Annotated in this window: 12 protein-coding genes; 4 read left to right on the top strand and 8 right to left on the bottom strand. The window is 39.4% G+C overall.

The features are described 5' to 3' along the window. Positions 1-1,500 (bottom strand): cysteine--tRNA ligase, encoded by a 1,500-nt coding sequence (gene cysS, locus IEE83_RS29190; RefSeq protein WP_194124263.1) that lies wholly within the window; start codon positions 1,498-1,500, stop codon positions 1-3. Positions 1,501-1,567: 67 nt separating this feature from the next. Beyond that, positions 1,568-1,939 (bottom strand): DUF5618 family protein, encoded by a 372-nt coding sequence (locus IEE83_RS29185; RefSeq protein ID WP_194124262.1) that lies wholly within the window; start codon positions 1,937-1,939, stop codon positions 1,568-1,570. Between the two features lie 217 nt (positions 1,940-2,156). Here IEE83_RS29185 and IEE83_RS29180 point away from each other — a divergent pair, with 217 nt between their 5' ends. The 3 genes from IEE83_RS29180 to IEE83_RS29170 all read left to right on the top strand — a co-directional run bounded on the left by IEE83_RS29180 (position 2,157) and on the right by IEE83_RS29170 (position 4,726). Then, positions 2,157-3,074 carry a PfkB family carbohydrate kinase gene (locus tag IEE83_RS29180; protein ID WP_194124261.1) on the top strand — a complete coding sequence of 306 codons (918 nt, stop codon included), beginning with the start codon at positions 2,157-2,159 and terminating at the stop codon, positions 3,072-3,074. A 196-nt stretch (positions 3,075-3,270) separates the two neighbouring features. Continuing rightward, entirely contained in the window at positions 3,271-4,080 is an 810-nt protein-coding gene (locus IEE83_RS29175; protein ID WP_194124260.1) for a glycerophosphodiester phosphodiesterase family protein, read from the top strand. A 262-nt stretch (positions 4,081-4,342) separates the two neighbouring features. Beyond that, entirely contained in the window at positions 4,343-4,726 is a 384-nt protein-coding gene (locus tag IEE83_RS29170) for a RidA family protein (RefSeq protein ID WP_194124259.1), read from the top strand. A 50-nt stretch (positions 4,727-4,776) separates the two neighbouring features. Here the strand turns inward: IEE83_RS29170 and IEE83_RS29165 are convergent, their stop codons facing one another. The 5 genes from IEE83_RS29165 to IEE83_RS29145 all read right to left on the bottom strand — a co-directional run bounded on the left by IEE83_RS29165 (position 4,777) and on the right by IEE83_RS29145 (position 11,870). Next, positions 4,777-8,559 carry a DEAD/DEAH box helicase gene (locus IEE83_RS29165; protein WP_194124258.1) on the bottom strand — a complete coding sequence of 1,261 codons (3,783 nt, stop codon included), beginning with the start codon at positions 8,557-8,559 and terminating at the stop codon, positions 4,777-4,779. 180 nt (positions 8,560-8,739) lie between these two features. Next, positions 8,740-9,180 (bottom strand): NUDIX domain-containing protein, encoded by a 441-nt coding sequence (locus IEE83_RS29160; RefSeq protein WP_194124257.1) that lies wholly within the window; start codon positions 9,178-9,180, stop codon positions 8,740-8,742. A gap of 47 nt (positions 9,181-9,227) precedes the next feature. Next, complete coding sequence (lpcA, locus tag IEE83_RS29155; RefSeq protein ID WP_194124256.1) at positions 9,228-9,812, bottom strand: D-sedoheptulose 7-phosphate isomerase; 585 nt, start codon at positions 9,810-9,812, stop codon at positions 9,228-9,230. Positions 9,813-9,905: 93 nt separating this feature from the next. Continuing rightward, positions 9,906-10,562: a tRNA (5-methylaminomethyl-2-thiouridine)(34)-methyltransferase MnmC2 gene (gene mnmC2 / locus IEE83_RS29150; protein ID WP_194124255.1), complete on the bottom strand. Its 657-nt coding sequence runs from the start codon at positions 10,560-10,562 to the stop codon at positions 9,906-9,908. Between the two features lie 36 nt (positions 10,563-10,598). Next, positions 10,599-11,870, bottom strand: coding sequence for an aspartyl protease family protein (locus IEE83_RS29145; RefSeq protein WP_194124254.1), 1,272 nt, complete (start codon positions 11,868-11,870; stop codon positions 10,599-10,601). Between the two features lie 282 nt (positions 11,871-12,152). Between IEE83_RS29145 and tpiA the strand changes: the two genes are divergently transcribed. Further along, on the top strand, positions 12,153-12,914 hold the full coding sequence (gene tpiA, locus IEE83_RS29140) for a triose-phosphate isomerase (RefSeq protein WP_194124253.1): 762 nt from the start codon (positions 12,153-12,155) through the stop codon (positions 12,912-12,914). 62 nt (positions 12,915-12,976) lie between these two features. On the opposite strand, the gene IEE83_RS29135 is transcribed toward tpiA, so the two are convergent. Then, positions 12,977-14,215 (bottom strand): OmpA family protein, encoded by a 1,239-nt coding sequence (locus tag IEE83_RS29135; protein WP_194124252.1) that lies wholly within the window; start codon positions 14,213-14,215, stop codon positions 12,977-12,979. Positions 14,216-14,227: the final 12 nt, after the last annotated feature.

The following is a 14,227-nucleotide window of genomic DNA, read 5'->3' as shown; positions in this document are numbered from 1 at the left end:
TTACTCCTCATATGCCCAATCCACGCTTAATTTGCTGTCGCGGATAGCGAGTCCCTGAAGCTTGAAATAAGTGCGGATTTCATCAACTTTCTCATAATTCTGAACCGCTTTGTATTCACGATAAAGATTTAACATGCCGTCAAGAATTGCGTGTCCTTCACTAAGTTCTTCTTTTAACCCAAGTACATTTTCGATGAAAACGATGAAATTTTCTAGCAAAGAAGTAAAAGTTGCTTCACCCAAAGCAGCTGATTTAAGCTGGTTCATGTTCAGCATATTAATATATTTGAGCATGTTAAACAGATTGGCAATGCCGACAGCGGTATTCAAATCATCATTCATGGCATCGTAAAAACCCTGAATTGATTTTTCTATCTCCTCAATTTTTTTCTCGTCGCGAGCTACTTCTTCGTCATTATATTTCAACATTTTGGCTAGACGAATTCCGTTTGCCAATCTTTTATATCCCTTTTGAGCCGCTTTTAACGCTTCATTAGAAAAATCCAGCGTGCTGCGATATTGACTTTGGAGCATAAAAAAGCGTACAGTCATCGGACTATAAGCCTGATCCAACAATTCATGATCACCTGAAAACAGTTGATTTGGAAGAAAAGAATTGTTCAGCGATTTTGACATTTTCTGGCCATTCACCGTCAACATATTGGTATGCATCCAATAGCGAACCGGCTCAATATTTGTCAAAGCTCTTCCCTGTGCAATTTCACATTCATGATGCGGGAATTTTAAATCCATCCCGCCACCGTGAATATCAAATTGTTTTCCTAAATATTTGGCACTCATGCAAGTACATTCCAAATGCCAGCCAGGAAAACCCATTCCCCATGGAGAATCCCATTGCATGATATGCTCAGGACTGGCTTTTTTCCAAAGTGCAAAATCAAGTGGATTGCGCTTTTCAGATTGTCCGTCCAGGTCACGCGTTTCATTCAAAAGATCTTCCAGAATCCTTCCTGAAAGCTTTCCGTACTCATTTCCGGCATCGTTGTATTTTGTTATATCAAAATAAACAGAACCATTCGCTTCGTAGGCAGCTCCCTTATCGATCAGCGCCTTAACTGCTTCAATTTGTTCAATTAAATGTCCTGTTGCAGTTGGCTCAATGCTTGGCGGAAGCAAATTGAATTCAGCAGAAACATCGTGAAAATCATTCGTATAACGCTGAACAATTTCCATTGGCTCCAACTGTTGAAGTTTTGCCATTTTACCGATTTTATCTTCTCCTTCATCACCATCACCAACCAAATGGCCAACATCCGTAATATTTCTTACATACCGGACTTTGTAGCCAATGTGTGTCAGATAACGATACAGAATATCAAAAGATAAAAAAGTACGGATATTTCCAAGGTGAACATTATTGTAAACCGTTGGTCCGCAGACGTACATGCCTACATATGGTGCAGCAAGCGGTACAAACAAATCCTTTTTACGGGTAAGCGTATTGAATATTTTAAGCGGCTGGTAAGTTTTATCAGTCATGTATATTTTACTTTCTTGTAATCAATTTTAGTAATTGGTCTGTATCTTAAAAAGCATTGCTGCTCTTTTATATTTTGGTAACGCTTTTTTCAACCCAGGTTATAATTTTTTCAGCTTCTGAAATTCCGAGCTCAGCTAATTGCTGACTCCTTGTTCCATAAATTCCCATCGATCTACTCAAAACTTGTTGGGCAGTAATAAAATCAGCAAATATCCCCTTATCCAATTTCGATAAACCCTGTTCTATTACAATTAAATCATCCTTCTTATTATGTTTCAACAACTTGACAAGCGACAACAGAAGACCTTTATATGCAATAAGTCCCGCTCTTTTAACATACTTTCTGTATTGATATAATCCATCTTCGGGGTTTGCATTATTTCTAAGAAGTACTTTTGCATTTTCAATTTGTGTTCTTGCTTTATCAATGGCAATCATATTTGCATTGCTTCAATGAAATTAATATTCAATCCGACTATTCTATCATATTTTAACGTTGCCTGACAAAAATAGCAAATAACTCAGGATTGCCGCCAACTGTTTAGTATTATGCCATCCTTTAAATATGCTATTCAGCTGTTTTTATTATCTTCGCAGCGTTTTTGTCTTCAAATCAAAAATTGAAACTTACTAAAAATCAATACTATACTACTTTATGAGTTTATTAACAGTTGGCTCTGTGGCGTTTGATGCCCTTGAAACACCTTTCGGAAAAACCGATAAAATCATTGGCGGCGCTGCAACATATATCACGTTATCAGCTTCGTATTTTACCAAACAAAACAATTTGGTAGCCGTAGTTGGCGGCGATTTCCCTCAGGAAATGGTTGACCTTCTTATAGAACACGGAGTTAATACCGAAGGTTTAAAAACAATTCCTGATGGTAAAACTTTCTTCTGGTCGGGTAAGTACCATGAAGATATGAATACGCGTGATACCCTTGAAACTCAGTTAAATGTAATGGCTGATTTTGATCCGGTTATTCCTGAGTCTTATCAGACAACAGAATATTTAATGTTAGGAAATACGGTTCCTGCTACGCAAAAAGCAGTAATCCAGCGTATGGCGAAGCGTCCAAAACTGATCATGCTTGATACGATGAATCTTTGGATGAACATCGCTCTGGATGATTTGAAAGATGTTTTGACTTTGGTTGATGTTTTGACGATCAATGACGAAGAAGCGCGTCAACTTTCAGGAGATTACTCTTTACGTAAAGCAGCACAAACGATTATGGCGATGGGACCAAAAACGTTGATCATCAAAAAAGGTGAACACGGTGCTTTGTTATTCCAGGGAGAAAAAATCTTCTTCGCTCCTGCTTTGCCACTGGAAGTTGTCTTCGATCCAACCGGAGCAGGTGATTGTTTCGCTGGTGGTTTCATTGGATACCTTGCCAAAACGGACGATATCTCTTTTGAAAATATGAAACGCGCTATCATTTACGGTTCGGCAATGGCATCTTTCTGTGTTGAAAAGTTTGGGACAGAACGTGTTGTTAACCTAACACAGGAGGAAATAGATGCTCGCGTTCAGGAATTTGTGAAATTGTCAAGTTTTGAAATAGTTTAATAGCTGTTGGCTGTTAGCGATTTGCTGTTGCTTCCCTAGCAGATATTTTATCAACATTAGAAGGTCTAGGAATTTGAGAGAACAAATCTCAATTTTTAGACCTTTTTTCTTAACATTTAGGAATGGCCTGTATTGTTAAAAAAATAGTATTGAAAAGACGTTTAAACTGTTTTTTTAACAACAAATTAGTTTTCCAATGTCCGCTTACAAAAATAAATTTCTTCTTATTCAGATTCTTTTCTGCTTTATTTCAAGCTTTTCAATTGGTCAGAATTTGCCTTCTAGTAAGCACAAACTTATTGTAATTGCTCATCGTGGAAATCATGTCAATGTTCCTGAAAATACATTAGCTTCTACTGAGGAAGCAATTAAATACGGGGTGGATTATGTAGAAGTGGACTTACGTACGACGAAAGATGGTCACCTCATCATTCATCACGATGGAACTGTCGACCGCGCTACGAATGGAAAAGGTAAAATAAGTGATCACACTTTGGAGGAAATTAAAAAGCTCCAGGTGTTCAATCAGAACAAAAAAACATACAAAATTCCCGAATTCAGGGACATTCTGAAATTGTGTAAAAACAAGATCAATATTTATCTGGATTTTAAAGATGCTGACGTAGCGCAAACCTGGAAACAGATTCAGGAAGCCGGAATGGAAAAGCAAATTGTGGTATATATCAATACAAAGGAACAATATCCGCAATGGAAATCTATTGCCCCACAAATGCCTTTAATGACCAGCATTCCGGATGAAATTAAAAATACGGATCAGTTATCGTCTTTTTTAAACGAGATAAGAATCAGCGTGATTGATAATGTTGTGAATCCCGAAATGGATAAAATAATAAAGGAAAAGAAAATTTCAACCTGGCTTGACGTGCAGAGTCCAACGGAAGGACCAGCCTCATGGGACGAAGCGATCAATAAAGGTGTCCAAGGTTTACAAACGGATCATCCGGAAGCGTTGATTGAATATTTGAAGAAAAAGGGTCTGAGATAAGTAAATTTTACAGGAAATGGCTCCCAAGGGAGCCTCCTGTTTATAGCAAATATATCGCATCCCGAATCCTAACTCCGTAGGAGTTTCCTGAATATTCCAGGAAGCTCCGATGGAGCCAAGATTTGACACTTCAAAATGATAGCTAGAAACAGCGGACGGCGATGCCGTCATTGATCATTGCTACGATATTTGTTTAACATCGCTTTGATTTAAATTTCAACCAATATATTTACACCTATAAAAAATTAAAAAATTCCTTACCATGCCAAGACAAAACATTCTCACAGGATCTCCCTGGGAAGATAAAATGGGTTATTGCCGTGCAGTACGCATCGGAAACATTGTAGAAGTTTCAGGTACTGTTGCTATTGTTGACGGAGAAATTGTAAAAGCGGATGATGCTTATGCACAAACCAACAATATCATTGAAAGAATTTCAAAAGTGCTTGAAGAAGCTGGTGTTTCGTTGAAAGATGTCGTTCGCACAAGAATCTTCACAACAGATATTACCAGATTTGACGATATTGCCAGAGCACACGGCGCTTTTTTTGGAGAGATAAAACCAACAACCGGAATTTATGAAATCAGCAAACTTGTCTCATCAGACTATCTTGTTGAAATCGAATTTACAGCTGTTGTTGAATAAAAGATAATAAAAAAGAAGGGTCTACGAAATAAATCGTAGACCCTTCTTTTCTAACTAAATAATGCCATTATATCGTCCTGACTCAGTTTTTTGATAAATCCGGCTTCGCCGCCAACCAAATCTTCGGCCAGTTCCTGCTTGCGTTCTTGCAGCAATAATATTTTCTCTTCAATCGTATCCTTACAGATCATTTTATAAGCAAACACTTTACGCGTTTGTCCGATCCGGTGCGTTCTGTCAATAGCCTGACGTTCTACTGCCGGATTCCACCATGGATCCATCAGATAAACATAATCCGCTTCTGTCAGGTTAAGTCCTACCCCACCCGCTTTCAAACTCATTAAGAAAACACGACAATTCTGATCATTTTGGAAACGGTTTACACGACCTGCACGGTCAACCGTTTGTCCATCCAGATATTCGTATGGAATATTTACCTTTTCCAAGTGCTGACGGATTAAGTCAAGCATACCCAGAAATTGACTAAATATCAGAATCTTGTGATTCGAAGCATTTTCTTCAATTTCCCTTACAATTTCTTCCAGCTTCGCAGATTCATTTCCATAATCCTCATCATCCGAAAGTAGTACCGGCGAATCGCAGATCTGACGAAGTTTGAGCAGTGCTTCAAAGATCAGGAAGTTGCTTTTGTTCAAACCATCGGTTGCCAGTTTCTCAGCAATCTGCAATCTGTACTTCTCACGAATTGTTTCGTAGACCTTCCTTTGCTTCTTGCCCATCTCACAATACAGGATGGTTTCGGTCTTGTCCGGCAAGTCGGTTGCAACCTCTTCCTTGGTACGTTTCAGCATAAAAGGATATACCAGGCGACGCAATTCTTCAGCCTTCACTTTGTCCTGAAACTTGTCAATCGGCGTGGCATATTCTGCTCGGAAAAAGTCGGCGTGACCTAATAATCCCGGATTTAAAAACTCAAACTGAGAATATAAATCAAACGTATTATTTTCAACCGGCGTACCCGTCATAGCCAGACGATTGTTTGATTTGAGTAATCTGGACGCTTTTGCTGTTAATGAATCAGGATTTTTGATGGCCTGGGATTCATCTAAAACAATATAGTTGAACTGAATTTTTTTCAACAATTCCACGTCACTTCTCATCGTGCCGTATGTTGTCAAAACGATATCATAATCCTGGAAAATTTCAAGATCTTTCCGGCGGTCCATTCCACGGTGAACGTACAATTTCAGGTCCGGAGTAAACTTTGCAGATTCCGCCTGCCAGTTAAAAATCAATGTTGTTGGAACTACGACTAAATTCGTAGCCTCTGGATTTTTGTTTTTCTGGTGTTGGAGAAATGTCAACATTTGTAGCGTTTTTCCTAAACCCATATCATCCGCCAAACATCCGCCCCAGCCAAATTCTTCAAGGAAATTCAGCCATTTATATCCTTCTTCCTGATATTGTCTCAGCGTTGCATTGATATTTTCAGGAAGCGGCACACTTGGAATTTCTTTAAAATTCAGGAGTTTTTGTTTTTTCTCCCAAAGCTCTTGTAAAACTTCCTCGTTATCAATTTGAGATGCAAGTTCTTCAATCAGCGAAAAATGGAATTTCGACAAATGCACTTCGTCGCCATCCACTCTACCGAATTTCAATAACGGTTCAAGTTTTTGAATCCACTCTTCCGGCAAAATTCCCATCGAACCATCTTTCAGTTCTACATAATTCTGTTTTTTCAACAATGCTTTTTTAGCATCTGCCAAAGTTACCTGCTGATCTCCGAAGCTGATTTCGATCTGCATATCAAACCAGTCAATTCCGGAAGAAGCACGGATCTGCACTTTTCCCCTGTTCGGGTTGATGCGCATTTTTTTCAGGTCTTTGAAACCTAAAAGCTGAATTTCCTTTTCCTCAACAGTATCCACAAAATGAAACAACCAGCCATCTTTCATCACCTCTTCAAAAGGAATAAAGAAAAACGGTTGATCAGGTTGTTGTGCGAAATCTGGGTGCAATGATTTCACCCATTCCCAATGCGCTTTTTCCGCCGTGATATCACGTTCAAGCAAATGAATGTGGTTATCTTCAAATCTAGCTTTGGTACGCTGATTATCATGGATCAATTCGGTTTCTTCCGATTCAGCATCGCCTTCATATACATAAGTTGGAACGATGAGCAAATTGGCGTCGTCTTCTTTCAGATAAACTCTGCCTTTTTCATATTTCATCGCACTTGTTTCCAACGCGTGGCGCGTTTGGAAAACAACTTCGAAATGTTCTGTAACCGGCATCACCCAATCCTTCATGAAAGTTTCGGCGTGATCTTTTCTTACCCGGATCTTGAATCCATTCTGGCGCAGATAATCCACCATTTCGGCATCATTAATACTGGCCCAACGGAAAAGAATATCTTCTTTGTAAATACCTAACCAAAAACTGTCGAATGAAGATGCAACCTGCTGCAAATCAATCGGCCGGCCTTTTTCTATTTCAACATAAGGATTCAGGCTGATAAATTCCTGATCCTCAGTTAGTACAAAAAATAATTTAGCTGGCGTCGGGTGAATTTTTACTTCCTGAAGCTGATTCTGATTTGTTACATAATCGCTTTCAGTAAGGAACAAACGCTCACCGCTCAGATCTTTAAAAATCCGGACGATTTGTCTGCCTACCCATTTCCTTGCTTCATTTTGATAATCAGAAGATTCGTCGCTCAAATGCGCACCGGCTTGTCCCTGGCTCTTCATATATTTTTGAAGACCTTCCGGACTAAAATGACGCGCAATACGAACCAACCTGGAATCACTTGCCGTCAAAACCGGAATTTCTTCTGGTAAATAAGCCGTTCCCGATCCGCCGGCGATACTTCTGATATGTGTATATTTTTGTGTTTTAGAACTGCTTTTGGCAGAAAAAATACCAAAACCTACATCCAGCAAACTATCAAAACCTCTCGGCCAGAAAACATATAGTGAAAGTCTTTCGTCTCCCGAATGTGAATCCGAATCATTAACCTGAAAAACCGGCTGTAAATCTGGAATTACCTTATTGCGAAGTTTTTGCCAGTTCTGGAAAACGCCGACTTTTTGTATTCCTTTATCTTGTCTGATTAATTGTAAAGTCCCGTTCTGGTCAATTTTGAAATCAAATTTCCCTTCCAGATTATCTTCCAGCGTATAACCATATTCAGCTAAAAGCGCAGTTTTATCCTCCGTCCAGTCACGCATCATGTCAAACGCACGCTCGCCAAACTGATCACGCAGTTTTAGAAGTGCCGCCAGTTTATGCTCGCATAAAGGAACATAAAGAATTTGCTCGCAGGAGCAGCTTGTCTGTATCTGGTTGGAATTGGGAATTTTTGTGAACTGAACCGAGAAATCGTTATCCCGAAGATTTACCTTGCATTCAGCAAATCCATCACGGGTTGCCAGAATATCAACTTTGACAGGCTGATTTCTATTATTCCAGTTTTCACGCTGCACAAAATCTTCCAGGTATACATCCTTAAGAGAAGGAAGTACCACCATCGTATCTGCCATATTATGCTCTGTCGGCTTTACATACGCCGGCATTTTGTCCAGCACATAAAGCGTCATGGCAATCCTGTGCTTACACAGTCCGCCGTAATCATGCGTGCAGGTACAGGAAGTAATTATATTCGGGGTAAGAAAATCCTGGATTTTGATAACATAATCCCGGACCGAGTAATCACTTTTCACTTTGAATTCGGCGTAACCTCCTCCATTGTAATCCAATTTCACAATGCTGTAACCTCCACTGCTGAAAATTGAGCGTCCTTGTGATAATGTTTGGCCCTCAGAGTTTCTTTTCAAAAACTGTGATAATCGCTCCTTCCTCTCGTTGTCCATTTATCCTTGAAACTCGTTAAACCGCAAAAGTACGGTTTGTTTCTGTTTTTGTGAAGCCTGAAATAAAAGTATAATGGAAATAGCATTAAAAAGCCTCTAAAAATGCAACTTATCCGTATAATTTATTTCCGTTTTCACGGATAATGGCAGAATGGACGATTTATAATTTTTTTATTTTATTTACTGGACGTACGGCTGATCAATTACGCCGACATAAGCAGACTTCAAATTACCATTCAGATATTGAAGGATATCTTTTCCCACATTCGGATACATAAGCTTTTGATCAAGTTCTGTAAAAGGCAGCCAGACCATTTCCAAAGCCGTGGTTTCAACCGGATTTAGCGCAGGATTTCCGTCTGCAATTCTGGCATTGAAAACCATATGAAGCGTTTCCTTTTTCATTTCACCCCACAAAACCTCACCGCAAAGCGCCATTTCCCCGATTTCAACGGTGACGCCGAGTTCTTCCATTAATTCCCGGCGAAGTGCTTCGGGCAGACATTCATCAGGATCAGGATTACCTCCGGGAAGCGCAAAAACTTCTTTTTCTCCATACACATAGCGCATGGTCAAAACAGTATCTTCCTTAACTATGACAACTGCCGGACGTACTTTCATGAAACCTGAATAATTTTAATATAAACCCGGAAGCATATTACTAAAAATTATCCTTCAATCACCATTTTTTCGATCAGAAGCATGAAAATGTGTATCACCTTGATATGTATTTCCTGAATTCTGTCTGCATAACCAAAATGCGGGACACGGATTTCTACATCGGCTAGTCCGGCCAATTTTCCTCCATCTTTTCCTGACATGATTATCACTTTCATTCCTTTTGCTTTTGCAGCTTCTACGGCGCGAATGATATTCGCCGAATTTCCGCTGGTACTCAATCCTAAAAGTACATCACCTTCCTGACCCAGACCTTCAACAAATCTTGAAAAGACATATTCAAAACCAAAATCGTTACTCACACAGCTGATATGACTAACATCCGAAATGGCAATTGCAGGTAATGCGCGTCGATTGTCGCGGTAACGACCCGTTAATTCTTCGGCAAAATGCATTGCATCACAGTGCGAGCCACCGTTTCCACACGAGATTATTTTATGATTCTTTGAAATTGCATCTGCCATTAAAGACGCTGCTTTTTCAATTTTTTCTATTTGAACCGGATCACTCAAAAATGTATCGAGAACGGTTTGTGCTTCCCGTAATTCCTGACTTATAATATCCTGATATGCCATACTGGTTTTTAAACTAACGCCATTAATATTTCAACAAATGTACCCATAAACGATACGCCTGACAAAGCATGGTAAAACCAGGCCAGACCTAAGTTATTCCTTAATTGCCCGAAGAACGTGCCACTTTTTCCCCGGACCTTTATGTTTTTCAACTTTGAAACCGGCTGCGGCCAGCGCCCGTTTCACAATTCCTTTGGAAGAATATGTAACTAATACGCCGCCTGTCCGGGTTTGGGCCGCTATCTTTTTCAAAATTTCTTCTGTCCAAAGTTCTGGTTGGGCTTTGGGATCGAAAGCGTCATAATAAATTACATCGAAAAGATTTTCCGCAGTGAATTCCTGCAAGGTCAACTGCTCTTTCCTGAATTGAAAATATTCTGAAAAAGAATGATTTGTAAACCAGGAAGATTCATGAAGCTGCATAAATCCTGGCTGGGAAATGACGGACTCGTAATTTAAATGTGAAGCTTCCTCATGAGAAACCGGAAAAGCTTCGACCCCAGTGTAGAGAATTTTCTTTTTATACTGATCTGCGGCCTGCCAGGTAAGATAAGCGTTCAAACCTGTTCCAAAACCCATTTCAAAAACGCGAATTGTTTCCTGATCCGATTCAAGCAAAGGAATCAGGCCCAGGTTCATATAAATGTGTCTGGACTCTTTGAGAGCTCCAGACACAGAATGATAATGCTGATTGTATTGGGAATTATATAAAGAATGTGATCCGTCTTCTGTTAATCTTAGGCGTTCCAAATCAAGACTGCTATTTAGTTTAGAGTCTAAAAATACTCAAATCATTCTTCTGAGCGTAATTTTGGTAAAGAAAATGGCTCCATTCCGTTTCACGAGCAAGTCAATATTTCTACCATCACCTCTTTGCATCAGTTTGTAAATTTCACTTACATTGAGTTCTGACGCTGCGTGATTGTCAATGAAAAGAAGCTGATCGCCTTCTACCAAACCTGCACTGAACGCTGGAGAAGATTCCTGGACATGGTTAACAAAGTATGCATGTAAATTAGCTGCATCTGCCCGGATTTCCATGCCACTCATATCGTGTTCAAATTTTTCCCGCATTGTTCTTCTTACGGGCTTCAACACCATATAACCTTCATGGTAATTCATGGTTACCTTAAATCTTCTCAGCAGCTCACAACCAATATTGCCCTGACGTTCAACGCCTTTGCTCATTTTTGCACTGAAACCAACGCTATCAGGAAATGAGGCAACAATATTATCAAGCTCAAATTTACCCAGACGCATCCGATCCACCCGGCCCAGATTTCCATTGATTACACCATTTAATCCTCTTCCCAACTGTGCGCGGATTACTTTTTCAGGCAATCTGTAAGTTTCATTAGGCGTATTGTTTAAAAGCAAGGCATGTCCTGCGCCGGTATCAATGAGTACACGAATCGGTTTTTCACGACCATCGGCGAATAAAGTTACTGCATTCGTAAATGGTTTGGCATCTTCAATCGTAATCTCATGTTTGTCGCCTTTGCTCGCTTTGTATTTATATTTTCCGTTTTGAACCAGCACAAGTTCTCTTTTGGCAAAATCGATTGTTACAACAAAATTGTTGAAAACATCGTAGCCAAAAATACCGTGAACAGGCACACCTACATATTCCGAAAGATGTAAAAAGTCTTTTTCAATAACCACAATATTTTGGTGATTGGCCTTCAAACGGCCCATAGAAAACCTGTTGTCGATCGCTACGTGCGCAGCAATGGATTTTCCTTCCCCGGCACCGGCAAGATTTACGGTACGGGTCAACCGAAGTTTGTCCGGTTTTAAAATAAGTGGATCGGTAATAATAATTGAGCTTACACCCGTATCAAGTATAAAACGTAAAGAATCAACGTCGTTAACTTTGACATAAACCAGAATCAGGTTGGAGTGCAGCTCAAAAGGAATGCGTGCGGTTTTATGATTTTTTTCCAGGAAATAACCGTATTTCTCAGCATCAGCAAGTTCAACTCCGTCCGCAGATGCGGATATAGCCGGTTTTGTGAAAACAACCATGCTGAACAGACATAACCAGATAAACGTTTTCATCTTGGCCTCCTTTCTTTTAAACTTTTGTTAGTATTTATATTTTCATCAATCAAACGGTCTCATTTAGAATGATTTACACCTTGTAAAGATAGAGCAAGTGGTCATTTTAACAAAATCAGTTTCTTAAGTAAAATTAATTCTAATTTCTATAATAAACACAACTATTTCTTTATATTTCATCATTAACCTGAATATTTTTTTAAAGGCAAATAGAATACGGTTAATGTTGAAATTATGGTATTTTTGTAGCGCAAAATGAAGATTTAACACAATAAAATAATTATGCGAAAAAAAATAGTTGCCGGTAATTGGAAGATGAACAAGCTTGCAGATGAGGCTGTTGCCTTAACCTCAGAACTTGTTAACATGGCGAATGATGAAGTAAAAGGAGATGTAAAAGTGATTCTTTGCCCTCCGGCCATTTATCTGACTACCCTAAAAAAATATATTGAGGAATCTCCGAATTTTGCATTAGCTGCGCAAAATTGCTCTGATAAAGTTTCCGGCGCATTCACAGGTGAAATCTCTGCTGCCATGCTTCAATCGATCGGTATTGAGTATGTGCTTGTAGGCCATAGCGAACGCCGCCAGTATTTTAATGAATCAAATGAATTGCTTGCTGCCAAAGTTAATATCGCTTTGGAATATGGTATTTCGCCGATTTTCTGCTGCGGAGAATCGCTTGACCAGAGACAAAATGAAGACTATATCGGATTTGTAAAAAATCAGATCACAGAAAGCCTTTTCCATCTTTCTGCTGAGCAATTGCTTTCTGTTGTTATCGCTTACGAACCAATCTGGGCTATCGGTACAGGACTTACTGCAAGCGCAGAACAAGCTCAGGAAATGCATGCTGCTTTACGTGCACACATCGCTGCAAAATACGGCGCTGAAACAGCAGAAGAAATTTCTATCCTTTACGGAGGAAGTGTTACGGCTGCAAGTGCTGACGAACTTTTTGCTTCTCCAGATATCGATGGAGGCCTTGTTGGAGGTGCTTCTCTTAAATCACGTGAGTTTACAAATATTATCAAAGCAAGATAATTTCGTATATAAAAAATGGAGGCTGGAAATAATTTCCAGCCTCCATTTTTATTATTCCCGTATCAATTCTGCGTAATCACAAATTCAACCCGACGATTTTTTTTCTTTTCCTCTGCGGATCCGTTTTTCGCTATCGGCTTTGTTGCACCAAATCCTTTGGCCTCAATCCTTTCATCTTCTATTCCTTTATCAACCAGATACGTTTTTACGGATAAAGCACGGTTTGTCGACAGTTCCAGGTTTTTATCAAAATCACCCACATTGTCCGTATGACCTTCCACGCGGATTTTGATTTTAGGATTTTCCTTCATCATATCAGCCAGACGGTTCAGTTCTGCGAATGATTCTGTGAGCAGCGTATATTTCGATGTTTCAAAATAAATATTCGGAAGCGCAATAGTTTCTCCAACAGTAAGCGGAACAAGATAAAAATCCTTCACAAAAGATCCTTTTGTGGTTGAATCCGCAGCATTCAAACTAAAATTGCTTCCATAATAGCCTTTCGCAAAAACCTTGAAATCGTATTTGTCATTCGGATTTATTCCAATCCGATAATTTCCGGATGAGGATTTATATTGAAGCGAATCACCTTTTTCCAGATAAGTTATCTGTGCCGGAACCGGATTTTTAGTTTTTGAATCATAAACCGTTCCTTTGATCATGACCAATTCCTCTTCCGGAGCAGTTGGTTTTGCTTCAACTATTTCTTCCTTTTTCTCTTCAACTGGAGGCTGCACCGGTTTTTCCGTTTTTGGAATGACTTTCGCAGTTGTTTTTCCGTTTTTCTTCAAAGGATTTTTGACATGAATACCATAGAAATTCCATGTCTTTTCATTTTTGCTTTTTGGGCGACCTTCGTAAAAATCAAACACTTCGATTCCAGGAGAAAGTCTTTCAAAATAAGCCACGAAATCCACGACATCTCCCGGATTAACCTGCTTTTTCATTTCCGTTGGAATATCCTTTGCCTTAATCAGTTTGAATTTCACATTCACTTCTCCCGGCTTATAAAGGCGTGTTTCCGGATCAAGGCCAATTGTGGAAGTAGACAATGGCATCTGAAATTGTTGTCCACCCGGCATTCTTCTTAAAAAAGGCTGCATTTCCTTTAATGCAGGAGATTCTTTTTCAACAAATTGCATGTAAATAATAGTATACTGGTCTGTCAGTTCTACACGCTTGATTTTCACATATTCCGCTGATTGTTCCTCTACTCTCGGGTTTTCAGTTATTTGCCCGTAAGTAGCAGTAAATGAAAGCACAATAGCACAAGCAAAGGCCAAAAGCGATTTATAGTTCATAGTTTATCATTG

Source organism: Dyadobacter subterraneus, from assembly GCF_015221875.1.
Taxonomy (GTDB): Bacteria; Bacteroidota; Bacteroidia; order Cytophagales; family Spirosomataceae; genus Dyadobacter; species Dyadobacter subterraneus.
Note: the sequence above shows the minus strand (reverse complement) of the source record. Positions and strands in the feature narration are given on the sequence as shown.

What these genes read in the sequence shown, in the direction of transcription:
- IEE83_RS29145 (WP_194124254.1), bottom strand. Translation starts at nt 11,870, where the DNA reads ATGAAAACGTTTATCTGGTTATGTCTGTTCAGCATGGTTGTTTTCACA.
- IEE83_RS29160 (WP_194124257.1), bottom strand. Translation starts at nt 9,180, where the DNA reads ATGAAAGTACGTCCGGCAGTTGTCATAGTTAAGGAAGATACTGTTTTG.
- IEE83_RS29180 (WP_194124261.1), top strand. Translation starts at nt 2,157, where the DNA reads ATGAGTTTATTAACAGTTGGCTCTGTGGCGTTTGATGCCCTTGAAACA.
- tpiA (WP_194124253.1), top strand. Translation starts at nt 12,153, where the DNA reads ATGCGAAAAAAAATAGTTGCCGGTAATTGGAAGATGAACAAGCTTGCA.
- IEE83_RS29165 (WP_194124258.1), bottom strand. Translation starts at nt 8,559, where the DNA reads ATGGACAACGAGAGGAAGGAGCGATTATCACAGTTTTTGAAAAGAAAC.
- cysS (WP_194124263.1), bottom strand. Translation starts at nt 1,500, where the DNA reads ATGACTGATAAAACTTACCAGCCGCTTAAAATATTCAATACGCTTACC.
- lpcA (WP_194124256.1), bottom strand. Translation starts at nt 9,812, where the DNA reads ATGGCATATCAGGATATTATAAGTCAGGAATTACGGGAAGCACAAACC.
- IEE83_RS29135 (WP_194124252.1), bottom strand. Translation starts at nt 14,215, where the DNA reads ATGAACTATAAATCGCTTTTGGCCTTTGCTTGTGCTATTGTGCTTTCA.
- IEE83_RS29170 (WP_194124259.1), top strand. Translation starts at nt 4,343, where the DNA reads ATGCCAAGACAAAACATTCTCACAGGATCTCCCTGGGAAGATAAAATG.
- IEE83_RS29175 (WP_194124260.1), top strand. Translation starts at nt 3,271, where the DNA reads ATGTCCGCTTACAAAAATAAATTTCTTCTTATTCAGATTCTTTTCTGC.
- IEE83_RS29185 (WP_194124262.1), bottom strand. Translation starts at nt 1,939, where the DNA reads ATGATTGCCATTGATAAAGCAAGAACACAAATTGAAAATGCAAAAGTA.